This window comes from Streptomyces aculeolatus (genome assembly GCF_020400605.1).
Taxonomy (GTDB): domain Bacteria; phylum Actinomycetota; class Actinomycetes; order Streptomycetales; family Streptomycetaceae; genus Streptomyces; species Streptomyces aculeolatus.
On record NZ_JAINRD010000046.1, the window covers coordinates 1 to 22,574 of the forward strand.

Genomic DNA, 22,574 nt, shown 5'->3' on the forward strand with positions numbered 1-22,574 from the left:
GACGGCCGCACCCCCGCCGGGGTGCGGCCCTCAGCTCCGCGGGAGCGGGAAGGCCACCGGGCTGCGGTGCCCGGCCCGGTTCACGGCCCGTACGCCGAAGAAGAGGTTGTCCTTCGACGCGCGCACGGTGTGCCGGGTGACGTCGCCGACCGGCTCCACGTGCGTCCACTCCGCCGCCGTCGTCTCGCGCCGCACCACCTCGTACCCCGCGAGGTCCGGCTCCGTGCCGCGGTCCCACACCAGCTCCGTGTCGTTGGTCAGCGCGGAGGTGACGATGCCCACGCCCGTCGGCGTGCCCGGGGCCTGGGCGAGGGTCCAGACGGTGGCGAGGTTGACCCGCGCGACGCGCGCGATGTAGCCGAAGTCGCAGAACTCGGGCAGGTCGCCGTACTGCTTGCCGTCCTCGACGCGGACGTCCTGGTGCTGGTGCGCGTAGTCTTCCGCGGGCTCGGTGAAGCGGGCCGCGGGGAAGCGGCGTTCGAGGAAGGGGATGTGGTCGCCGCCGCGCAGATAGCGGTCGCGGCGGTAGACGACGCGGACGTCCATGCCGGTGGCGTCGTTGTCCGCCACATCGCGTACGAAGCGGGCGAGCTGGCGCGCCGGGGAGTCGTTCTCGCCGCCCACCGAGCGGCGGGTGTTCGCCTCGCCGGGGGTCTCGGCGGTGGGCACGCCCTCGGCGAAGAGCCGCACCGTACGGGGGTCGCGGGTGCCGTCGTCCGCGGTGGAGCTGCCGACGATGTCGTTGGTGAACATGCCCTGGACGCGGGTGCCCCTGACCCGGAACTGCTCCGCCATGTGCGCGGCCCCGTACAGCCCCTGCTCCTCCCCCGCCACCGCCGCCAGCACGATCGTCGCGGCGGTGCGGCGGGTGGCCAGCACGCGGGCCAGCTCCATGGCGACGGCGACGCCGGAGGCGTCGTCGTCGGCGCCGGGGGCGTCGGAGGTGGCGTCCATGACGTCGCTGGCGCGGGAGTCGTAGTGGCCGGAGACGACGTAGACGCGGTCGGGGTCGGTGTCGCCGCGCAGGGTGGCGAGGACGTTGGTGATGCGGGTGGGGACGGGGATGCGGTTGGCGGGCTCCTGGACGTACGACTGCATGTCGACGGTCATCCGGCCGCCGGAGGCGGCGGCGTGGGCGCGCAGCCGGCGGTGGATCCAGTCGCGGGCGGCGCCGATGCCGCGGTCGGGGTCGTCCTGGGTGGAGAGGGTGTGCCGGGTGCCGAAGGCGGCGAGGCGGCGGACGTCGGCCTCGATGCGGTCGGGGTCGACCTCGGCGAGCAGGGCGCGCAGTTCGCGGCCGGGGCGCTGGGCGGTGGCGGGGGGCCGGTCGGCCTGCGCCGGGCCGGCCGCGGGCTCCGCCGCGGCGGCGGGGGCTGCCGCGGCGCCGGCGGCCGCGGTGGCGGCGGCGCCTGCGGCCAGGACGGTCCTGCGGTTCGTACCTCGCGGTTGCGGTGACACGGGGTCTCCCTCCACGGCACTGCATTGGCAGTGGTCATGTCAACTACGGGCGCTGCCATGCTCGTTGACACGGTCGCACCTGACAACCCCGCGAAGCGACCTCGCGTCGCGACCCGGGAGGGGTACGCACGGAGGGCACGGCAGCGCGGAGACGCGGCGGAGACGTGGCGGAAGGCGGCGCGGGCGTGGCGGAGGCGCAGCGGCACGGGTCGCGGCCGGGACGCGCGTACGGCACCCGCGGGCGCGGCGGCGGGCGGAGTCACCGGCCTCTGAGCGGGGCGGTGGCGCGTCCGCAGGAGACCGTGCGCCGCCGCGGGGCAGCCCCTCGGCGCCGGTCCCGGCCCCGCTCCGTACAGCCGCTGCGCGGAGACGCGGCCCGGCGGCGGGGAGCAGCCCCACGCGCCGCAGACCACAGGCGGAGCCGCCCGCGCAAGACGCCCCCACGCCGGTGGTGGGCCGGGTGGGGGCGTCGGGCCCGGACGCGGGGTCCGGGGTGGGCGGGCGGGGGAGGGTCCGCCCGCCTGTCAGGGAGCGGTGCCCCAGCTGAGCGTGCCGGAGTTGTAGACGCCGACCCGCGGGTTGTCCGCGTACGCGGTGTTCGCCGCGCGGCTGTAGTCGTCCGACTCGTCGAAGGCCGACCAGTCGCTCTTCGCCAGCCGCACCTGGATCTCGCCCGTCGACGCGCCCGGCGCCAGCGTCCCGGAGGCGAAGCCCACCTCCAGGTACCGGTCCGCACCCGGCGCCGCGGACCCGGACGCGCTCACGCCGTGCGTGACGTTCCCGCAGCCGGCGACGGCCCAGTCGCACCAGGTGGCGAAGGACGTCGCACCCGAGTCGCCGCTGAACCAGTAGCGGACCTTCACCGTCGCCAGGTCCACCGGCGTGCTGCCGGTGTTCACGAGTTGCAGGCCCATCCGGATCTGGTTGTCGGTCACGGCCGCGTCGGTGTTCTTGTACTGCGCCTTGACCGCCCCGCCCCCGCCGCCGTCGCTGCCGGTGGCGGCGGTCACCGGCGACGTACGCGCCGAGGCGTTGCCCGCCGCGTCGCGCGCCCGGACGGCGTAGGCGTACGAGGTGTCCGCCGTGAGCCCGCTGTCCGTGAACGCCGTGCCGGCCGTCGAGCCGACCTGCGTGCCGTCGCGGAAGACGTCGTACGCCGTGACGCCGACGTTGTCGCTCGACGCCGTCCACGCCAGGGAGACGCTCGCGCCCGTCGTCCCGGTCACCCGGAGCCCGGTGGGCACGGTCGGCGCCTGGGTGTCGTCGCCGGGGCCGGGGCCGCCGTCGACCGGCGGGTAGGCGTTGGCGACCAGCTCGCGGAACTGCGCGGGGAACCAGTGTCCGGCCAGCGGTGAGTTGTCCAGCGCGCCGGAGAAGTTGTAGCCGTTGCGCCCGTTCCCCTCGTACGTGGGGTCGCACATCCGGTCGAAGCCCTTGCCCTCGTCGTTGTCGATGGGCTCGCTGGAGCCGTCCGACTCGCCCGGGGGCTTGGCCCACACGTAGGCGTCGATGCCCGACTCGGGTGCGGCGGCGGGCCGTTCGCCGAGGCCGGCGCCGGACTGGTTGCACCAGTTGCCGGGGTGGATGCGCCGGTCGACGCGGCCGCCGTCGACGAAGGCGTCCACGGAGGTGGTGGGCCCGGCCTCGGTGGGCCGGGCGGCGCCGCCCCAGCCGTTGCGGGAGGTGTCGATCAGCATGCCGATGCCGGGGTCGAAGCCGCCGCGGGAGACGAGCAGGTCGCGCAGTGCCTGCGCGTAGGACAGCTCGTCCACGTACTGGTTCCAGTCGACCCACTTCGCCTGCCGCACCGGCGTGCCGCCCACGTTGCCGGTGACCTCGAAGTACGGCTCCTGGAGGGCGGAGTAGTTGGCGGTGTTGACGATGAAGCCGTGCACGTCGGAGACGGTGGCGCCCTCGGAGGTGGCGGCCTTCTTGAACTCGTCCACGGAGGGCGCGAGGTTGGAGTCCCAGCCGAGCCAGCCGTGGTGGGCGGCGTCGACGTAGTTGTAGACGTTGGGGATGTCGGCCAGCGTGCTCAGCGCGTAGCCGACGCCCTTCTCGTAGTTGCCGAGCTGCTTCATCTGCACGCAGGCGTCGGTGGAGCCGTCGGTGCCGCCGGCGTTGGTGACCATGTTGGGCAGCGAGTCGGGCTCGATGAGCGTGACGATGCGCAGGCTCGCGTACTCGGGGTCGGCCAGGATGTCGGCGATCGGGTCGATGTACTGGGACTTGTAGACGTCGAGTTCCTCGGGCTCCAGCTCGCCGTTGGAGGCGAGCGCGGCGCAGTCGCGGCCCGGCAGGTTGTAGATGACGACCTGGAAGAGGTCGGCGCCCTGGGTCAGGGCCTCGTCGAGGTGGCGCTCCAGGCCCCAGGCGTCGCCGACGCCGCCGATGGCGGCGCGCCGGTCCATCCAGACGAAGGTGGGCTGGTCGGCGACGGCCGCGCCGCCGTCGGCCCGGGCCTTCGCGGCCCACTGCGGGTTCACGTACGGGGTGGCGCCGGCGTACGGGTTGTCCACGCGGGCCTCGGCCGCGGCGGGCGCGCCCGCGGCGGGGGCGGCGGTGCCGGTGAGCACCAGGGCCGCGCCGACGGCGAGCGCGGCGAGGATCGCCGCGGGGCGCCAGGGTCTGCGTCGCGTACGGGCACGGGGTCGGGTGCCGGGTCTGCCGCTCGTGCTCTGCCTGCCGGTGCTCCGCCCGTCGGTACTCCGCCTGCGGCCGGGGCTGCCACCGGTGTCTCTTCGCGCTGTCATCGCGGCTCTCGTGCTCCTCTCCGGATAGCGGGACCGGTGGCGGGATGCAGCGGGAAGGCGTCTCCCGCCACCGGGGCTTTGCGTGCGTGCGCGGCACGTGGGGGAGTGCCCTCGGATCGACGCGCGCGGACCGGGCGCCTGGCCCGGCCCCACGGCGTACGTGCAACGTGCGTACTGCGTGCAAGGCTTGAAGCTATGGGAGCGCTCCCACCGTCCGGCAAGCCCGCGCCGCTGTCAACCCCCCGCGCGTGAACCCGTTCCCGCGCCCCCCGTCCCACCGGCGCCGATCCCCGTACGCAAGTCTGAAGAATCCGCCCGGGCGCAACCCTTCGCCCGCTCCGTCGTTTTCCGGGCCGGAAACACCTCTCGCACGGACGGGTGGACAATGCTGCGGCAACTGAACAGAGCCCTCGGCCGGTTGACCGGCCTCCAGATCCGGCGCGCCGCCAAGCCGCACCGGAAGAAGACCAAGGCCGCCGCCCCCGCCGTGCGCCCCGGCCGCCGACCGGACTACCGCCCGCCCGCGAACCCGCAGGTGGACCGGCTGATCCGGCAGCCCGTCTTCCTCATCACCCCGGTACGCTCCGGCGCCACCCTGCTGCGCATGCTCCTCGGCGGCCACTCCCGCCTGCACGCGCCGCACGAGCTGCACGTACGCCGGCTGGAGGTCAGCGCCGGCACCGAGCTGGCCGTCGAGGCCATGAACGAGCTGGACCTGCACCGCTCCGACCTGGAACACCTGCTCTGGGACCGCGTGCTCCACCGCGAGCTGGTCCGCTCCGGCAAGGACGTCCTGGTCGAGAAGACCCCGAACAACGCCTTCGCCTACCAGCGCATCGCCGCCTGCTGGCCCGACGCGCGCTTCGTCTTCCTGCTGCGCCACCCCGCCTCCATCGCGCAGTCCTGGTACGAGGCCGACCCCTCCGGGCGCACCCCCGACGAGGCCGCGCTCCAGGCCCTGCACTACACCCGCGCCACCGAACGCGCCCGCCGCGAACTGCCCGGCCACGTCGTGCGCTACGAGGACCTGACCACCGACCCCGAGAGCGTCCTCCGCAGCATCTGCGGCTTCCTCGGCATCGGGTACGAGCCGGGGATGCTCGACTACGGCGCCCGCGAGGAGGGCGAGCTGCCGAAGGGGCTCGGCGACTGGAAGGAGAAGATCCGCAGCGGCCGCGTACAGGAGGGCCGCGCGCTGCCGGAACCCGCGGAGGTGCCCGAGGCGCTCCGCGAGATCAGCACCGCCTGGGGCTACCTGGACGCCCCCGCGGACGCACCCGGCGCGGCGGACGGGGAGCCCCGTGCCGAGGTCACCGAGGTCTGGCCGCGCGACGGCCTCATCCGCATCGTCGGCCGCCTCCACGGCGTCCCCGCGGAACCGGCCCCGGTCCCCGCCCCGCGCTGGCGGCTGGCCGTCACGCTGACCGGCTCGCCGGAGCGCCGCCTCGACTACCCCGCAACGGTGCTCGGCGGCGACTTCGACGTCAGCGTGCCCGTCGCCGACCTGGCGCCGTCCGGCATCGCGCTGCCCGCGAAGTGGGACCTCCACCTCACCGCGGGCCCGGACACCCCCGACGTACGGCTCCAGGCCAGCCGGATCCTCGACGACATCGAGCAGAAGAAGAACATCATGGTGTTCCCCGCGCAGTCCGTGTCGTCCGACGCCGACACGATCCAGGTGAAGCCCTACTACACCGTCCGCGACAACCTCTCCATCGCGTGCCAGCTCCGCGACGACCTCTCCCGGACGCTCTCGTGAAGGTCCGCTACCTGCTCCTCAACGCCTACGGCAAGGGCGGCACCATCCGCACGGTGTTCAACCAGGCCGGCTCCATGGCCGCCGCCGGGCACGACGTCGAGGTGATCAGCGTCCTGCGCCGCCGCGAGTCGCCGTGGTTCCCGCTGGACCGGCGGGTGCGCGTGACCGCGATCGTCGACTCCTACGGCGCCCCCGCGGCCCCCGAACCGAGCGCCTGGACCGCCCGGTTCAGCAACCGCGGCCGGCCCTCCCGGTTCGTACCGAACGGCGAGGTCTCGCGCGAGCACTTCACCCGCGACGTGGAGACGCAGGTGATCCGCTGGATGGCGCGGCTGCGCGGCGGGGTGCTCGTCACCACCCGTCCCTCGCTCAACATCCTCGCCGCGCAGCACGGCAGCACCGCCGTCGTCCGGGTCGGCCAGGAGCACATGAACCTGGCCACCCACCACCCCGACGTGCGCGCCGCGATCGTCCGCCTCTACGACCGCTTCGACGCGGTCGCCGTGCTCACCGAGCGCGACCGCGACGAGTACGCGCGGCTGCTGCCCGGCACCCGCGTGGTGTGCATCCCCAACGCCGTGCACACCGGCGCCAAGCGGCAGTCGACGTACGCGAACCGCATCGTGATCGCCGCCGGCAGGCTGAAGAACCAGAAGGGCTTCGACTACCTCATCCCGGCCTTCGCCCAGGCCGTCGCCACCCGGCCCGACTGGCAGCTGCGGATCTTCGGCACCGGCGACAAGGAGCCGCAGCTGCGCCGGCTCATCGAACGGCACCACGTCTACAACAGCGCCTTCCTCATGGGCTTCACGCCGCGGCTCGACGACGAGCTGGCCAAGGCGTCGATGTTCGTGCTGAGTTCACGCTTCGAGGGCCTGCCGATGGTGATGATCGAGTCGATGACGCACGGGCTTCCGGTGGTCAGCTACGACTGCCCGACCGGCCCCGCGGACGTCCTCACCGACGGCCGCGAGGGGCTGCTGGTGCCGCCGAAGAACGTCGACGCGCTCGCGGTGGCCATGGGGCAGATGATGGACGACGAGGGCATGCGCGCGGACATGGGCACCGCGGCCCTCGCCAAGTCGCGGAAGTACGCGCCGGAGGCGGTGCATCCCCGGTGGGAGGAACTGTTCGCGTCGCTGGCGGCGGAGCGGTCGGCGCCGCGGCGCAAGCTCGTACGGACGGCCGCCTGAGGGCCCGTACGGCGAACGGCCCCTGACCGCGGGGGCCCGCATGGAGAACGGCCCCCCGTCCGGTGACGGACGGGGGGCCGTTCTCCATGCTGCCGTACGGGCAGGTCAGCGACCGTTCACGTACGGTACGGGCCGCTCGCGGTCACCGCGCCCGGTAGGCGTCGAAGATCCGCTGCTGGACGCTGTTGCCCTGCTTGTCCACGGCCTTCGCCTTGAACGACACGGTCTTGCCCGCGGCCGGGTTGACCACGGTCACCTTGCCGTCCCGCACGGGCAGTTCCTTCCAGGTCGCGCCCCGGTCGGTGGAGACCCACACGGTCAGCGACTTGAGGTTGCTGCCCGCCGCCGAGCCCAGCACCTTGACCGGCACCGTCTTCGTCGCCCCTGCGTTGGAGCTGCTGGCCGCCGACAGCGTCGGCGAGTAGCGCACCACGGAGATCGGCAGCTTCTTCATGCCGTCGGTCCTGGCGGAGGAGAAGGTCCAGGTGGCGGTCACCTTCGTGGACGTCCGCGCGACCGTGGCCGGGCGGGTGGAGGAGGTGGTGAGCTTGTAGTCGGCGCTGCCCGCCGGCACCTCGAACTGCGCGCCGATCGGGATGTCGGCGACCGACGCCACCTTGTCGCCGTTGCGGTACAGCGAGGTGTCGGCGTTCTCGTACAGCGAGTAGCCGCCGTGGGCGGCGCTGTCGAGGTAGATGGGCACGAGGGTGTCGATCGTGTTGCCCTCGCGGTAGACGCCGATGTCCTTGGTCAGGATCGGGCCGACCACGGCGGCGTTGAAGGACTCCTTGTACGTGCTGCCGCCGGCGTAGTTGCGCCCCGCGGTGGTGTAGGCGATGTCCTCCCACTCGTCGCCGAGCTGCCAGAACTCCAGCTCCCAGGCGATGCGGTCGCCGCCGCGCACGTACGTGGTGCCCTCATACGGCAGATCCTGTGCGGTGGCCGAGGCACCCGTGCCGCCGGCGATGTACGGCACCGCCCACACGAAGCCCTGCCGGCCCTCGGCCGAGGAGCCGAGCGTGAGGTCGAGCCTGGCCAGCTCGCTCTGCGGGGTGGCCCGCTTGATGCCGGTCCAGGCGGTGGTGCGGTTGGCGTCGCTGTAGACGGTCTGGTACTCGGTGCGCGCGTCGCCGCGGAAGTACACCTGCACCTGCTGGTACAGCTCGCCGGCCGCGGTGGCCGGGCCGAGGTGCGCGGTGCGGACGTCGGCACCGCCGCCGAGGAAGGAGCTGATGCCCATGCTCGTCGCGTCCGTGCTGATGTCCACGCCGAGGTCGACGCTCGTCCGCTCCGCGTCCGTGTCCGGCACGGTGACATCGACCGGCTTCGCGGTGCGCGCGTCGATCTTCACGGTCGTGTCGCCGGTGACGTCCAGGCGCGGCTGGTTGATCCAGTCGTACTCGGTCAGGTCCTCGCCGTCGTACTTCGCGACGTCACCGTTGGCCACGTAGCGGCCCTTCGGCACGCGCACGGTGGCGCTGGTCTCGCCGCCGACGTACTCCCAGATGTCCCAGTTGCCCTCCTCCATGCCGGTCAGGAACGCCTCGCCGTCCGTCGTCGGCTGGCCGTCGCGGCCCACGAACTCGAAGGTGACGTCGTACGTCTCGCCCTCGCGCTCCACGCCGCCCGGGGTGACGACGCTCTGGCCGCCGCCGGTCGCCGTGACGTACACCGAGTACGCGCCGTTGACGTCGCCGCCGAGCGTGGTGTCGGCGGTCACCGGCACCTCGGCCGTACCGCCGGCCGGGACCGTGACCTCATCGGCGCCCAGGCTGAACATCCCCGCGGGCGCGGCCGCGCCGCCGGGCTGCACGGTGGACGTCGCCAGCGACAGCGTCGCGTCCTCGTCGCCCAGGTTCCGGTACGTGATCGACTTCGTCACCGGCTCGTCGTCGCCGTGCGGCCACTGCTGCCTGCCGAAGCTCAGCGAGGCCGGCTCGCTGACCACCGACTGCCCGACGGCCTGGTCCGAGGCGATGAGCCCGGCGCCCTGGCCGAACGCGCCGCGCTTGGCGGCCGGCTTGGCGGACGCGGACAGCGCGGCCTTCAACCGGTCGCCCGCCCAGTCCGGGTGCTGCTCCTTGAGCAGCGCGGCGGCGCCCGCGACGTGCGGCGTCGCCATGGACGTACCGTCGATCGTCAGATACCCCTCGGGGTTCTGGCCGACCTCCTGGTCGATGACGCTGCCGGGCGCGGCGGCCGCCGTGATCGCCACGCCGGGGGCGGTGACGTCGGGCTTGACCGCGCTGTCGCCGATCCGCGGGCCGCGCGACGAGAAGCCCGCCAGGCCGCCGTTCGGGCCGACGGCGCCGACGGTGAGCGCGGCGTCGGCGGAGCCGGGCGAGGAGATGGTGTGGCTGCCGGAGCCCTCGTTGCCGGCGGCGACGGCGAACAGCACGCCCTCGTCGGCGGAGATCCGGTTGACGGCCTCCTCCAGCGGGTCGACCTCGGGGGTGTCGCCGCCGCCGAGGCTGAGGTTGACGATGTCGGCGTCCTGGTCGACGGCCCACTCGAAGCCGGCGAGGATGCCTGAGTCGTCGCCGTAGCCGTCGTCGTCGAGCACCTTGCCCGCGAGCAGCTTCGCGTCCGGCGCCACGCCGGAGAACTTGCCGCCCGACTTCGCGCCGGTGCCGGCCGCGATGGAGGCGACGTGGGTGCCGTGGCCGTAGCGGTCCTCGTCGTCGGCCGCGGGGGTGAAGTTCTCGCTGGCGACGACCTGGCCTTCGAGGTCGGGGTGGGTCTCGTCGACGCCGGTGTCGAGCACGGCGATCTTCACGCCTTCGCCCTTGTAGCCGGCGTCCCAGGCGGCCGGGGCACCGATCTGCGGCACGCTGACGTCCAGGCTCGCGCGGCGTACGCCGTCCAGCCAGACGCGCCTGACGCCGGACTCGGCGGCCAGCGGCTCGGCGGCGCTGTCGCCGCCCTGCACGCGGGTCAGCGCCTTCCAGGCCGCGGCGGCCTCGCCCTTGGCGGTGGTGACGGCCTCGGCGTTGAGCCGCGGGAAGCGGTGCTCGACGTCGGTGCCGTCGGCGGCGTGCAGCCGGTTCTGCGCGGCGGGGCTCTCGCCCCGGTAGTCGACGATGAGCTTCAGGCCCTCGCGCTGCTGGCGCACGTACTCGGGGCGGGCCTGGAGCGTGACGTCGAACAGCCGTCGATCCAGCGTGCCGTCGGCGACAAGCGCGGTGGCGTCGCGCGGTACGACGTACGTGTGGCCCTTCGACTCGAAGGTCCGCACGGGTATCTCGCCGCGGCCGGGGCCGCGGTCGATCAGCACGGCGTTGCCCTCGGCGTCGACCCGTACCCGGTCACCGGTGATCAGCGTCACCCAGGTGCCGCCCTGCTTCGCGTACTGCGCCGGCTGGTTCCCCCCGGCCGCGCCTGCTGCCGGCGAGGCGGACGCCGCGGGCGCGGCCGTGAGGCCCGCCGTGAGCGCCGTCGCCGCGGCGGCCGCTAAGGCGGCGGTGCCCGCCCTCTTGATGTGTTTGCGCACTGAACCCCTCCCTGTGCCTCAAGGGGTCAGGAGTCACTGGCGCCCCCACCCCTCCTTCACCCAATGATCCGCCAATCGGCACGGAACTGTTCCATCCGTTTAGCGGATTCAGCGGCTGGAGCGGCAAGAGGCCAGATCAGGAGGTGAGAACAGGTGTTTGTTCAGCATGGAGTTTTGTTCAGGGGCAACAAGTACTGCCGCACATACGGCCGTTGCGGGCCGTACCGGTCACTGCTCCTCGTGCTCGCGGAACTCGGCCCAGATCGCCTTGCCGTCCCCGCGCGGCTCCACGCCCCAGCCGTCGCACAACTCCTGGAGCAGCAGCACCCCGCGGCCCGACGACGCCATCTCGCCGGGGTGCCGGCGGTGCGGGAGGTTGCCGTCCGCGTCGGCGATCGTCATGCGCAGCACGCGCCGCCCGGGCGGGCCCGTCAGGTCCGCCAGGACGTTGGCGGTGCTGTCCGTGTGGGTCATGACGTTCGCGATCATCTCCGAGAGCGCCAGCTCCGCCGCGTCGATCTGGTCCGCCGTCGCCCAGTCGTGGAGCAGGCCGCGCAACTGGTGCCGGGCGTCGGAGATGCGCTGCTGCTCGGACTGCGGCACGGCCAGGTACATGTGCCGCTCCGACTCCGGGTGCGCGAGCCGCGTCGCGCCCGCGGTGCGCAGCAGGACGAACGCGATGTCGTCCTGGCTGCGCCCCGAGTGCGGCCCGCGGGTGGCGTACGAGCCGGACCCCGTGACCGTGTCCACGATCGCGTCCGCCACCGTCTCGAGACCCGCGCCGAGCGTCGCCGCGAACGCGGCCCCCAGCCGGGCCTGCCCGCTGTACAGGTCGTGCCCGCCGGTCTCCACCAGGCCGTCGGTGCACAGGAGCATGGTCTCGTCCGGGTCGATCTTGTGCTCGGAGACCGGGTACACCTGGTCGGCCTCGATGCCGAGCGGCAGGCCGCCCTCGCTGGGGTGGATGATCATCGTGCCGTCGGGCAGCGCCACCGCGGGATCCAGGTGGCCGGCCCGGGCCACGGTCAGCGTCCCGGTCGACGGGTCGGCCTGGAGGTACAGGCAGGTGGCGAAGCGGGCGTCGGCGGGGTCGTCGACCTGCCGCTCGTTGAGCCGGTTGAGGAAGGCGGAGGCGCGGCTCAGCACGGCGTCCGGGCGGTGGCCCTCGGAGGCGTACGCGCGGATGGCGATGCGGAGCTGGCTCATCAGGCTCGCCGCCCGTACGTCGTGCCCCTGGACGTCCCCGATGACCAGGGCCGTCTGCCCGGAGGGCAGCGGGAACACGTCGTACCAGTCGCCGCCGATCTGCAGCCCGCCGCCGGAGGGGACGTACCGCGCCGCCACGTCGAAGCCGGGGACGCGCGCGACCGCCGGCATCATGCTGCGCTGCAGCCCCTCCGCCAGCTCCCGTTCCGACTCGTGCACGTGCGCGTCCGACAGCGCCTGCCCCAGCATCCGCGCCACCGTCGTCAGCACCGACCGCTCGTCCGGCGTGAACGGCACCACGTCCTGGAACGCCGCCATCCACGCCCCGATCGTCCGCCCCTCCGCCATCAGCGGCAGGAACGCCCACGACCCGCGCGGCACGGCCACTGCCAGACGCCACGCCTCGGGGAAGCGGCGCTGGTACTCCTCGCGGCCGGCGATGTACACGGCGCGGGAGGTGCGCGCCGCCACCGCGGAGGGGAAGTCCGAGGCCAGGGGGATGACGCGGAAGGGCTCGGCCTCGTCGCTCTGGTAGCCCTGGTGGCCGATGAGGACGAGGTCGTCGCCCTCGACCGCGAAGACCCCCATGCCGTCCGGCGAGAACCCCGGCATCGACAGCGACGCCGCCACCCGCAGCACCTGGTCGGTGGAGCGCGCCTCGGCGAGCGCCCGCCCGGCGGAGAGCAGGAACGCCTCGCGCGACAGCCGCCAGTCGCTGGCCCCCCGCGGCCCGTCGCCGGGCCCCGCGGGCGCGTCGATGATCTCCTGGACGGTCCCGACGATGTCGGTCTGCTCCCCCGGCAGCGACTCCAGCGCCCGCATCCGGCAGCGCAGCACCCGTACGACGTCGCCCTGGATGTCGACGACGCGCAGCCGGCCCTCGGCGAGGGTGCCCTCGGCGAGGGCGAGGTCGAGGATGCCGTTGAGCTCGATGAAGTCGACGCCGTGCAGCCGGGCGCGTACCGCGGCGGCATGGACGGTGACCTGCACGGGCGGCAGCCCGAGCAGCCGGGCGGCCTGCGCGTCCAGCACCACCCGATCGGTGTGGGCCGCCCAGCGCCAGATGCCCGTACCCAGCCCGGACAGGACCTCATCGGTACGCATTGTCCACATTTTATGCTTCGGAGGGAAAAGTATGGCGCTTTGCAACTTAAGTCCCTTCCGGGCGAGGCGGAGGCGGCGCCCGGGGGTGAGTCCTTGGTCTCTCCTCGCCGGCACGGCTTACGGAAGGCCACCCGGCTGCTGGAGGATCGACGGAGGCACGCTGCCGACACCACGTGAGCCGACCGGGAGACAGAGCCTGTGACCAGCACAGATGCCGAACCGGACGCGGATGCCGCACGGGACGCGGATGCGGAACGGGACCGGGTGGCGGCCTTCCGCAGCGCCCTCGGCCTCGGTCATCTGATCGACGTGCACACCCACTTCATGCCGCGGCAGGTGCTGGCGAAGGTGTGGGCGTACTTCGACGCGGCCGGGCCGCTGGTCGGCCGCCCGTGGCCGATCGCGTACCGGCAGGAGGAGGCCGAGCGGGTGGCGCTGCTGCGCGGCTTCGGGGTGCGCACGTTCACCTCGATGCTCTACCCGCACAAGCCGGGCATGGCGCGGTGGCTCAACGACTGGTCCGCCGGCTTCGCCGCCCGTACGCCGGACTGCCTGCACACGGCGACGTTCTTCGCCGAGCCGTCGGCGGCCGACGACGTGAGGCGGGCGGTGGAGCAGGGGGCGCGGGTCTTCAAGTGCCACCTCCAGGTCGGCGCGTACGACCCGAACGACCCGGTGCTCGACGAGGCCTGGTCCCTCCTCGCCGACGCCGCCCTCCCGGTCGTCACCCACTGCGGCTCCGGCCCGGTCCCGGGCCCCCACACGGGCCCCGCCCCGATCGCGGCCCTGCTGAAGCGGCACCCGCGGCTGCGCCTGATCGTGGCGCACCTGGGGATGCCGGAGTACGAGGACTTCCTGACGCTGGCGGAGCGCCACGAGGACGTCATGCTCGACACGACGATGGCGTTCACCTCCTTCTCCGAATCCGCGGCCCCGTTCCCACCGCGCGCCCGCCCCCGCCTGGCGGCCCTCCGGGACCGCATCCTCCTGGGCACGGACTTCCCGAACGTCCCGTACCCGTACGCGGACGCCCTGGACGCGCTCACGACGCAGGACCAGGACGACGCCTGGCTCCGCGCCGTCTGCCACGACAACGCGGCCCGCATCTTCGGCCTGTAGGGCCCGCCGCTTCGTTTAGGGGACCAGGCGGGGCTTCTGCTACGCTGATCCAGCGACGTCACGGCCCGTAGCCGACGGCGGAGAATCCCGGTAGGGATCACGCATCACACTGTGCGAGACTAGGGCTCGCGCAAGCCTGGTCCTGTGGAGCAGTTTGGAGTGCTCGCCACCCTGTCAAGGTGGAGGCCGCGGGTTCAAATCCCGTCAGGACCGCCACCCTCGAGGCTCGCCTTGAGGGTCACCCGGCTGGGTAGCTCAGTTGGTACGAGCGTCCGCCTGAAAAGCGGAAGGTCGCCGGTTCGACCCCGGCCCCAGCCACATAGCCTGACCAGCAAAAAGACCCGGACAATGATCTTGTCCGGGTCTCTTCGTGTGCCGGTGACATCACCACCTGACATCAGTGGGTCAGGAAAGCTCCCCGTTCAGCTTGTCCAGGGCCCGCCGCTTCTCATCCAGGGAAGCGTGCGCGTAGACCTGCATCGTCACCCCGTGGTCGCTGTGCCCCGCGATCTCCATCACGACGTGCGGAGGGACGCCGAGGTCCAGCAGAAGGGTGATGCACGTGTGCCGGAGATCGTGGAAACGGTGAGTCAGTCCGAACTTGCGCCGGACGGGGCCCCAGCTCCGCCGGAGGTTGTCCGGCTCGTAGGGCGTCCCGATCCGGGACGGGAAGACGAGTCCGTTCTCCTTCCACTCCATGCCGGCGGCCACTCGCTCCTGTGCCTGCCGCTCCTGGTGCTCTCTCAGCGCGTCCACGGCCAGCCCCGGCACGGGAAGCGTCCGGGTGGACGTGGCCGTCTTCGGCTGTACGAGCCGTAGCTCCCCGCCGACACGCTGAAGGTTCGTCGCGACGGTGAGCGTGCCCCGCTCCAGGTCCACGGCCGTCCAGGTGAGCCCCAGCAGCTCGCCGCGTCGCATCCCCATCGTTAAGGCCAACACGTACAGGGCGTAGAACCGGTGCTCTCGCAGCTCCTTCAGGACGAGCTTGGCCTGAGCCGTGGTGAGCCCCTGCCCCGTCCGGTAGGTCGGGGCGGGCGTCCGCACGAGCCGCGCCACGTTGCGGAGAACCAACTCCTCTCTGAGCGCGTGCTGAAGAGCGTTCCGAAGAACCGCGTGGATGTACTGAACCATCCGGGTGGACAGTTTTCGCTCGCAGCACTCCCCCACCGCGCAGCAACGGGGCTTCCGGCGTTCCTTGTCCACGCCGTTCTTGCAGCACTGGCACTGCTGCCTCAGCCGGTTGAGCCACGTGCGGACCTCTGCTGTCCTCAGCTTCCGTAGCCGCTTCTTACCCAAACCCGGAATGAGGTGAACCGTGACCACGCTCGCGTAGCCCTGGTACGTCTTCGGCCGGCGGTTCGGCGCGACCTCTTCCGCGAGCCAGTACGTCAGGAACTCGGCCACCGTCGAGTCGGTGTCGGGCACAGGGATGCCGCCGTGCTCCATGGACTTCAGCTCAGTGAGCTTTGCGTCAGCCTCGTCCCAGGTCTTGCCGTAGACGTAGGCACGCTTCCGGATGCCGGAAGTCGTCGTCACGTAGGCCATGCCCACATAGCGGCCGTCCTTGCGGCGCGTGATCGATCCCGCGCCGTTCGGGTTGCGCTTCCGCTTCTTGGTCACTGACTCGCCTCCTCGATCAGACCGCGGCGGTAGGCGTGGAACGCCTCGGCGGGAATGCGGCGCGCGCGCCCGATAGTGACGGACGCCAGCCTTCGCGAGCGGATGAGGTCGTAGACGGTCGAACGCCCCACCTTCAGCCGCGCCATCACCTCGGGCACGGTCAGGAACTCTTCGGTCATCGCCGTCACGGCCGTTGCCCTTCCGCTTGGTGGGACAGTCCCGTTTCAAGTTCGGTCTGCTGCTGGTCAGCGCTCTGAGCGGGACGCTGGGACACCTGGGACACGTCGGACGCCGCTGCATTCCGGTCTTCGGGCGACGCGAAGTAGCGGCCACCTGAGTCCTTGGTGAGCTGGCCGTCCGCCGCCATGCGCGCGCACGTCCGCCGGACGGTGCCCGGGTCGGCGTCGGCGAGCCCTCGCGCGATGTCCTTCGGCTTGCTACCAGGGTTGGCCCGGACGTACCGGAGGATGGACGCCCGGGTGGTGCCGACCGTGTGATCACCCGCGGGACCTTCGAGGAGCTGCCAGGCACCAGCGCCCGCATGGAAGCGCAGGGCGTATTCCGCCTCGTCCACGTCCCGTCCGGTGACGTGGAGAACGCCGTCCGCCTGGCCGCGGGAGCGCTTGAGAACCAAGGTCGCGTCGGCGGCGCCGGCCAGGCCGTTGGTGCCGGAGACTTCGGTGAGGAAGTCGTCGGAAGCGGCCTTGCGGACGTGGTGGACCAGGACAACGGCGATGCCGTAGTGGTCGGCTAGGCGCTTGGCGTGGCCGACCGCAGCGTAATCGGCGTCGTAGGCCGAGGCGCCAGGGGTGGAGGGGCCGCGCATCTTCGCGAACACGTCGATCACGATCATGCGGGCGTCCGTGTGCCGCTCGACCCATTGCGCGATGGCTTCGCCGCCGCCCTGGGGCAGCGGCGGGCAGGAGGTGGCCAGGGTCAGCGTGCCCGGTGCGCGGTTGGAGTCGAGGAGCTTGCGCATGCGGGTCTGCAGTCGGCGCGGGGTGTCCTCCAGGGCGAGGTAGAGGACGGGGCCACCGTCCACGGGGATGCTGTCCATCGCCTGTCCGCCGGCGGCGACGGCCAGGGCCAGGCCGAGGGAGAGCCAGGACTTGCCGACCTTCGGCGGGCCGGCGAGGAGGTTCACGCCCTCGGAGATGATCCCGGGCACCGCCCAGCGCGGCTCAGGGAACTCCGTGGCCATCAACTCGTCAGCGGTCCAGGCGGTACGGATGCGCTGCTGTGCCGGTTGCAGTGGGCTGGGCTCCGGGCCGGGTGGGACGGAGTACAGGTGGGGCGGGATGGCCGCGTCTTGCGTCATGCGGCTGCCCTCCGGGCGACCGTGCGGGGTCGGTGGGCGCCGGCGCGTAGGCCGGAGGCGATGGTGCGGCGGGCGGCTCGCTCTTCGAGGCCGACGCCTACGGCCGCGGAGGTGAGTAACGCGGTGACTTCCGCGGCGGCCAGCTCGCCGCCGGCGACGAGCTGGCCGAGGGCGACGGAGGCGCGGTAGAGGGCGGTGTTGCGGGTGCCGACCGGAGCGCCGGTGACCCGCTGCCACTCCCCCTCCATCGCGCCGCGCAGATACGCGCTCAGCCGCCGCGGGCCCAACTCGGGCAGCGGAACCGGTCGCTGCGGCGGCAGGGGGGCGGGGGTGAGGAGGTCGGTCAGCCACTCTGGGAGCGGGGCGGGCGGTGTGTCGTGGAGGACCGAGTAGTGGGCGCTGCCCACGGTGCTGTCAGCGCCGACGATGTACCCGCCCCCGGCCCGGGTGTCGATCTTCCACCCCAACTTGCCCGCGGTGTTGCGGAGCCGAGTATCTGCCGGTGCCGTGAAGTACAGGTGCGTGCCGCCGCTCGCGGTGCGGACCGTGTAGGTCTGGGTCGGGAGCTGCTGGCCGTGCTCGTCGGCGACAACGGCGAGCATGTCCGCGCCGTCGACCACTCCTGCGGGCGTTCCCGGCGGCGGGGTGTAGTCGTCGTGCTTGGGCACGTCCAGGTCGATGACGACCAGCCGTGAGGGGCCGGTGGCGATGCCGAGGTTGTACGCGCCACTGGACCAACAGCGGGTGATGCACGTGCGGTCGACGGTGGCGCGTTGCTCCCACGCGGCGACGGCGGGCCGCTTGGCGCCGGGGACGAGGGGGAAGACGTGCCAGCCGCGTTCGGCCGCGGAGATTGCGGCGTGGTGCAGTGGCTGGGTGGAGCGGTAGGGCATCCTGAAGACACCTCCTGATTCCTGATGGGATGGGAGGCCGGGGCAGCGGGCTTCGTTGACCCGTCGGCCGCTGCCCCGGGCCCTGGTCAGCCGAGGTCGGCGCAGGCCGCCTCGTACTGCCGGCGGACGTATGCGCGGAAGTCCTCGTCCGTCGCCAGTTCCTCACCGCGGAAGCTCAAGCCGTGAAACGAGGCGTCGTAGTCGGCGAGCTGGCGCGCGGCGCGACCGGCGGCCGAGACCGCCTCGGCGGCGGCGTCCGGGGCGAGCGTGGTCTCTTCGCGGAGCGCGATGCGGTCCAGGAGCGCCGCCTTGCGGAGCCAGAATTCGCGATCGATGCCGTGGCTCAGCGGGTACTTGCGGAGGGCGCGCAGGACCCAGGAGATCTCCCACGCGATGCTCGGCGCGTTCGCGTACGCGGGGTCCGTGGTGCTGGTCTCGGGCTCGTTCATGGCGTCCCCTTTCAACCTGCGTCGTTCACGGCGTCGGCGAGCGCGGTCATGATCTGGTCGATGGAGTCGGCGGCTCCGGTGCGGGAGAGGTAGAAGCCGAAGAGCAGGGCGACGACGGCCGCGGGGACGCCGACCGCGCGGAAGCGGATCAGCAGCGCCAGTAACAGGCCGAACAGGGCGAGTGCGGTGATCGTGATGGTCACTTGGGGCTCCTCGGGGTCAGCGGGTGCCTTCGCGGTGCATGCCGGAGAGGGAGTTGTAGACGTGGCGGCCGAGGCGGATGCGGCGGCCGTTGCCGCGGCAGGGGCGGCAGTCTCGGCCGCGGACGAGCCGCCCGCGGCGGGTCTGGCGCATGCGGAAGCCGAAGCCTCGGCAGCGGCGGCAGCTTCCGAACGGGCTGATCGCGCAGAGTGCGGCGTAGCAGAGGGTGATGATGAGGATGCCGGGCATAGCGGAGAGCAGGGAGGACACAACAACCCCTCTCAGGGCCGGAATCAGGGAGTGGGTGAGATGGGCCGCTAGACGCTAGGAAGCAGGTAAGCGGCGCTTTGAAGTGCTAGCGGGGGTGCTAGACCTAGCAGGGGTGCCCGCTAGGTCTAGCGGCGTCCGCTCGTCAGGCCGCGGCGGCGCTGCCGTCACGTTCGGCGATGGCGCGGAGGATGTCAGCGCGGCGGATGCCGCGGCGGTTGGCGCCCTTGCCGTCCTCCGTGGTGCCCCAGACCTGGACCGTGCGGATTCCGTGCGGGCGCAGGGCGGCGGTGAGTTGGTCCGTGTTCCACTCGCCGTAGACCTCCGGCCGGAGGTCGGCCAGGCGGGCAAGCACGGACTCGTTCCAGAGCTTCGGCTTTGCTGCCGGGATGGCGGCGGCCAGGTCGCTCAGGAGGTCGTACGAGGACGCGGGATCGGCCTCCGACTGCTCGCCGAGTGCGTGCCCGGCGAGGGTGCCGGCACGTTCCCGCGCGGCACGTGCGCGGAGGGCGATCTCGTCGGCCTGCAGGGCGTCAATGTTGGCGGAGCGGACGATACGGGCGTCGGCACCTTCGCCGAGGAAGTAGCAGACGCCCTTGTCGCCCCACGCGAACATCGACGCCCGCACACCGCGCTTGTACGCGCCGGTGCCCAAGACCATGTCGTTCTCGACCTGGCCCATGACCTTCAGACACCAGCGGGCGGAAGCGTTCGCGCTGATCGCGGTCGGGATGCTGTCCTTGTCCGGCCGCTGCGTCGACAGCAGAAGCACGATGCCCAGGGCCGGGCCGCGTTTGACGAGGTCGGTGCAGATCTCTTTGAACTCCGCGCCGTGCTTGTGGTGCTCGAACCACACTTGGCACTCGTCGACCCCGACCACGATGGGGTGCAGCCCGAGGGACCGCTTCGAAGCCAGGTCGGTCGTCACCTTCGACTCCGGGCACACATCACGCGGCAGGGACCGGATCACCTTCGCGCGGCGGCGCAGCTCGCCTTGCAGCTCGCGCATGGCGGCGATGCCGTACGCGATGTCCTCCGGCTCCTCGCCGGCCCGGTGGCGGTAGGCCACGCGGCCGAGGGGGTCCAGGTCGCCGGTGCCCTTCAGGTCGTACGTGTGGAGTTCGGCCCGTGGGTCGAGGGCGGCGATAAGGAGGAGGAGCCGGAGGAGGAACGTCTTGCCCATGCGTGGGATGGCTCCGATGACGCCCGCGATGAACATCAGCGTCACGCCGACCCACCGGCCGCGCTGGTCCGTCCCCCAGGACACGGGACGGAAGAGGTCCACCGTGCCCGACTTGGCAAGCGGCCAGGGCTCCTGCCGCGCCTGCGACATGTCCTGATCACCGACCCACAGCCGAAGACGGCCGGTGTGCTCGTCCGGCACCGGCTCCGGCCACACGGTGCCCAGCGGGCGGCGCAGACCGGAGGCGAGCTTGTCCCGGCGCTCGATGACGTCCGTGACGGTCACGCCGTACGGGAGATCACCCTCGGCGAGCCAACCGGGCCCGTCGCGTGTGATGGGTGCCGAGAAGGAGAAGCCGGGGCCGCCTTTCGCCTGCTCTTGGTTGATCGCCTGGATACCCAAGGCGCCGAGGGCGCGAAGGACGATGTTCGACGTGAGCTTGGTGGTCTTGGGGATCTCGACGGCGCGGTGGATCACCGGTTCGTCGGCCGGCTGGCCGAGCCAGCCGAGGGCCGTGGTGACCACGTAGCCCGAGAGGGCCAGCAACCATGCGGGGGCCAGGACGAATAAGGCGAGTGCCGCGGCAAGTCCGGCGACGGAGGCCATCAGGGCGACGACCGTGCGCCACCTGACCCGGCGGTCACGCTGCCGGGAGAGCTTCAGGTAGTAGTCGATGTCCTCTTTGCTGGCCGCCGCGCTGCGGAACGGCTGCCCCTCAGCGTCGGCAACCCACCGCAGTGCGCCTCCGATGAAACGGGCAGTGCCTCGCGGAAGTTGGAGGGTAAGCCGGAGCTGGTACCAGGGCGTACGCACCGCGTGGTACGCCACCACGTGCCAGCCGTACGCCGCGACGCCGGAGCCGGCGGCCTTGAACTCACGCCAGGAACGAGCCCAGGGCGGGACGACCGGCCGCCGCTTCGAGCCTGTAACCCGGTCCATGAGCCGTACGGCGGAGGAGCCGCCGGGCCGGTCGACCAACGTGACCTCGTCGGGAGGAGGGCCGCCGGAATCGGCCGCGCTCTCCTCGTTCTCGTCATCGTGCTTCACTGAATCTTCCTTCCGGTTCGGAGGGAAGCCGGGGCCCGGCCCTACCCGCCAAAGCAGCGACCGGGCCCCGGCGGCGAGCGATTCAAGGAGCGCTAAGGCTGCCCAGCGGCGGCGGGCCGCGGGCCGCGTTCGGAGTCGAGCCGTACGAACACGCCGTGCACGTAACTCGGTGCGCGGGTCGCTCGCTTCGCGGTCTCGCGTACGGTCAGGCCCTCGGCCCAACCGTCCTCGATGACCCGCTGCGCCTCCGCGGTGCTGAGCTTGTCCGGCTCAGGCTCGGGGACGTGTTCAGGTGAACGGCCACACCCGTTCAGGGCGGCGCCGAGGGTGAACACGCCTGGCTGGCCTCCCGCCCGGATGCTGTCCGTTGCCCGCCGCATCTGCCCGCGTACCTCCTCGGCGAGCGCGGAGGCGACCGGGTCACCGACCGCCTCCGTCCACGGGGAGGACAGGGGCACCGTCGCCAGATCGGCCGCGTGTCGCCGGGCCGCGAGCAGTTCGAGTAGCTTCCGCCTCTGCTCGCGGTCCGCCCCCACCGACGCCTTCGCCACCGCGGCCGACAGCCGCCGCGCGATACGTCGCCCGCGCCGCCCGGCCCGCTGCTCCGGCGGCAGGGCCGCGAGCCGCGCCGCCAGCTCGACCGCGCGAAGCGTGGCGCGGTCCCGGCTGATCTGTGCCGCGTTCCGGTCCCCCTCGGTGATCTCGAGCCGGGACAGCAGCCGCTCACGCAGATCCCGCCCAGCCACCGCGAGCACTCCGCGGGACTCCGCGTCGGGCCTGCGGTGCCGGAGTTCGATGCCCATGGCCAGATGCCAGAGCACGGCCGCCATCACCGGCCCGACGAACGCGCGAACCGTGCCGCCCAGCGGCCCGGACTCGGCGTACGCGGGGATCACCTGGACACCCGTGATGAGCCAGACTAGGAGCCCGGGGGCGCCGGGCGCCTTCATCGGGCCGTGGAGGTTTTGCCGCGCCATGAGGGCCGAGGCGAACAGCCCCAGTTCCGCGGCGGCGAACATCGCGGCTCGCTCGGCCGTGCTCCCCATGCCCAAGTAGTCCTCGGCGAACCGCCAGGACGTGTCAGCGGTGTACGCCGTGCAACTCGCGGCAGCGAGCGCCGCGACCCGCACGGCGGCGGTGTCGAGCCTCGCGTACCGGGCCAGCCGGCGCAGCGTGAGCCAGAGAAACGCCAGCCCGAGGACCACCGCCGTGGCGGCAACCACGGCGTTCGACCCCCAGGGGATATGAGCGACGTGCTTCATACCGCCCGCCTCAGCCGCGGCGTCCACCGCCGACCCCTGGCGTACCGGCTGAGCCGCGCCGCGTAGCGGGCATTCGACCGGGCGACCTCGTCGCCCGCGGCCTGCTCCTGCAGTTCGGCCAGGACGTCGTTGGCAACGGCGAGCCGCGCCGCGCGCTCCTCCGCCGACTCGACCCGGCCGGCCGGCTCGTCCACCGCGGTCGGGCCGAGGAACAACCTGCGGAAGTCCTCAGCCCACGCCGTCTCAAAGCCG

Annotated in this window: 17 protein-coding genes and 2 tRNA genes; 5 read left to right on the forward strand and 14 right to left on the reverse strand. The window is 72.4% G+C overall.

Annotated features, from left to right (window positions below):
- Window positions 1–30: 30 nt before the first annotated feature.
- Together LG396_RS38170 and LG396_RS38175 are read right to left on the reverse strand one after the other, a co-directional pair.
- A complete protein-coding gene (locus LG396_RS38170; RefSeq protein WP_225798222.1) occupies window positions 31–1,458 on the reverse strand; it encodes a M20/M25/M40 family metallo-hydrolase in 1,428 nt (475 codons plus the stop codon).
- 524 nt (window positions 1,459–1,982) lie between these two features.
- On the reverse strand, window positions 1,983–4,034 hold the full coding sequence (locus LG396_RS38175; RefSeq protein WP_225798234.1) for a glycoside hydrolase family 6 protein: 2,052 nt from the start codon (window positions 4,032–4,034) through the stop codon (window positions 1,983–1,985).
- Window positions 4,035–4,596: 562 nt separating this feature from the next.
- Here LG396_RS38175 and LG396_RS38180 point away from each other — a divergent pair.
- Both LG396_RS38180 and LG396_RS38185 read left to right on the forward strand, forming a co-directional pair.
- The gene (locus LG396_RS38180) at window positions 4,597–5,970 is read left to right on the forward strand and encodes a sulfotransferase family protein (RefSeq protein WP_225798223.1); all 1,374 of its coding nucleotides are present in this window, start codon (window positions 4,597–4,599) and stop codon (window positions 5,968–5,970) included.
- On the forward strand, window positions 5,967–7,163 hold the full coding sequence (locus LG396_RS38185) for a glycosyltransferase family 4 protein (RefSeq protein WP_225798224.1): 1,197 nt from the start codon (window positions 5,967–5,969) through the stop codon (window positions 7,161–7,163). Before LG396_RS38180 ends, LG396_RS38185 begins: the two co-directional genes overlap by 4 nt.
- A 142-nt stretch (window positions 7,164–7,305) precedes the next feature.
- Here the strand turns inward: LG396_RS38185 and LG396_RS38190 are convergent, their stop codons facing one another.
- Complete coding sequence (locus tag LG396_RS38190) at window positions 7,306–10,653, reverse strand: S8 family peptidase (RefSeq protein WP_225798225.1); 3,348 nt, start codon at window positions 10,651–10,653, stop codon at window positions 7,306–7,308.
- 228 nt (window positions 10,654–10,881) lie between these two features.
- Window positions 10,882–12,963: an ATP-binding SpoIIE family protein phosphatase gene (locus LG396_RS38195; protein ID WP_225798226.1), complete on the reverse strand. Its 2,082-nt coding sequence runs from the start codon at window positions 12,961–12,963 to the stop codon at window positions 10,882–10,884.
- A 198-nt stretch (window positions 12,964–13,161) separates the two neighbouring features.
- Between LG396_RS38195 and LG396_RS38200 the strand changes: the two genes are divergently transcribed.
- The 3 genes from LG396_RS38200 (at window position 13,162) to LG396_RS38210 (ending at window position 14,400) form a co-directional block, all read left to right on the forward strand.
- Window positions 13,162–14,082, forward strand: coding sequence for an amidohydrolase family protein (locus tag LG396_RS38200; protein WP_372483642.1), 921 nt, complete (start codon window positions 13,162–13,164; stop codon window positions 14,080–14,082).
- A 138-nt stretch (window positions 14,083–14,220) separates the two neighbouring features.
- Window positions 14,221–14,298, forward strand: a tRNA-Asp gene (locus LG396_RS38205).
- 28 nt (window positions 14,299–14,326) lie between these two features.
- Window positions 14,327–14,400: transfer RNA gene (locus tag LG396_RS38210), tRNA-Phe, on the forward strand.
- A gap of 87 nt (window positions 14,401–14,487) precedes the next feature.
- On the opposite strand, the gene LG396_RS38215 is transcribed toward LG396_RS38210, so the two are convergent.
- The 10 genes from LG396_RS38215 to LG396_RS38260 form a co-directional block, all read right to left on the reverse strand.
- On the reverse strand, window positions 14,488–15,702 hold the full coding sequence (locus LG396_RS38215; RefSeq protein ID WP_225798227.1) for a tyrosine-type recombinase/integrase: 1,215 nt from the start codon (window positions 15,700–15,702) through the stop codon (window positions 14,488–14,490).
- Entirely contained in the window at window positions 15,699–15,890 is a 192-nt protein-coding gene (locus tag LG396_RS38220; RefSeq protein ID WP_125936254.1) for a helix-turn-helix domain-containing protein, read from the reverse strand. Before LG396_RS38220 ends, LG396_RS38215 begins: the two co-directional genes overlap by 4 nt.
- Entirely contained in the window at window positions 15,887–17,020 is a 1,134-nt protein-coding gene (locus LG396_RS38225) for an AAA family ATPase (RefSeq protein ID WP_225798228.1), read from the reverse strand. The genes LG396_RS38220 and LG396_RS38225 overlap by 4 nt, the downstream gene beginning before the upstream one ends.
- Entirely contained in the window at window positions 17,017–17,913 is an 897-nt protein-coding gene (locus LG396_RS38230; RefSeq protein WP_225798229.1) for a bifunctional DNA primase/polymerase, read from the reverse strand. Before LG396_RS38230 ends, LG396_RS38225 begins: the two co-directional genes overlap by 4 nt.
- 86 nt (window positions 17,914–17,999) lie before the next feature.
- Window positions 18,000–18,362 (reverse strand): hypothetical protein, encoded by a 363-nt coding sequence (locus tag LG396_RS38235; RefSeq protein ID WP_225798230.1) that lies wholly within the window; start codon window positions 18,360–18,362, stop codon window positions 18,000–18,002.
- A gap of 11 nt (window positions 18,363–18,373) precedes the next feature.
- Window positions 18,374–18,565, reverse strand: a complete 192-nt coding sequence (locus LG396_RS38240; protein WP_145784175.1) for a hypothetical protein — start codon at window positions 18,563–18,565, stop codon at window positions 18,374–18,376.
- 16 nt (window positions 18,566–18,581) lie between these two features.
- Entirely contained in the window at window positions 18,582–18,833 is a 252-nt protein-coding gene (locus LG396_RS38245; RefSeq protein WP_308190165.1) for a hypothetical protein, read from the reverse strand.
- A 142-nt stretch (window positions 18,834–18,975) separates the two neighbouring features.
- Entirely contained in the window at window positions 18,976–21,060 is a 2,085-nt protein-coding gene (locus LG396_RS38250) for a cell division protein FtsK (protein WP_225798231.1), read from the reverse strand.
- A gap of 92 nt (window positions 21,061–21,152) precedes the next feature.
- Window positions 21,153–22,322 carry a hypothetical protein gene (locus LG396_RS38255; RefSeq protein ID WP_225798232.1) on the reverse strand — a complete coding sequence of 390 codons (1,170 nt, stop codon included), beginning with the start codon at window positions 22,320–22,322 and terminating at the stop codon, window positions 21,153–21,155.
- Window positions 22,319–22,574: hypothetical protein (locus LG396_RS38260; protein WP_225798233.1), on the reverse strand; the 256-nt coding region annotated here is incomplete at its 5' end. The genes LG396_RS38255 and LG396_RS38260, both read right to left, overlap by 4 nt.

Excerpts from the sequence above, each read along its gene's own strand:
- LG396_RS38180 (WP_225798223.1), top strand. The coding sequence starts at position 4,597 with ATGCTGCGGCAACTGAACAGAGCCCTCGGCCGGTTGACCGGCCTCCAG.
- LG396_RS38255 (WP_225798232.1), bottom strand. The coding sequence starts at position 22,322 with ATGAAGCACGTCGCTCATATCCCCTGGGGGTCGAACGCCGTGGTTGCC.
- LG396_RS38195 (WP_225798226.1), bottom strand. The coding sequence starts at position 12,963 with ATGCGTACCGATGAGGTCCTGTCCGGGCTGGGTACGGGCATCTGGCGC.
- LG396_RS38225 (WP_225798228.1), bottom strand. The coding sequence starts at position 17,020 with ATGACGCAAGACGCGGCCATCCCGCCCCACCTGTACTCCGTCCCACCC.
- LG396_RS38230 (WP_225798229.1), bottom strand. The coding sequence starts at position 17,913 with ATGCCCTACCGCTCCACCCAGCCACTGCACCACGCCGCAATCTCCGCG.
- LG396_RS38235 (WP_225798230.1), bottom strand. The coding sequence starts at position 18,362 with ATGAACGAGCCCGAGACCAGCACCACGGACCCCGCGTACGCGAACGCG.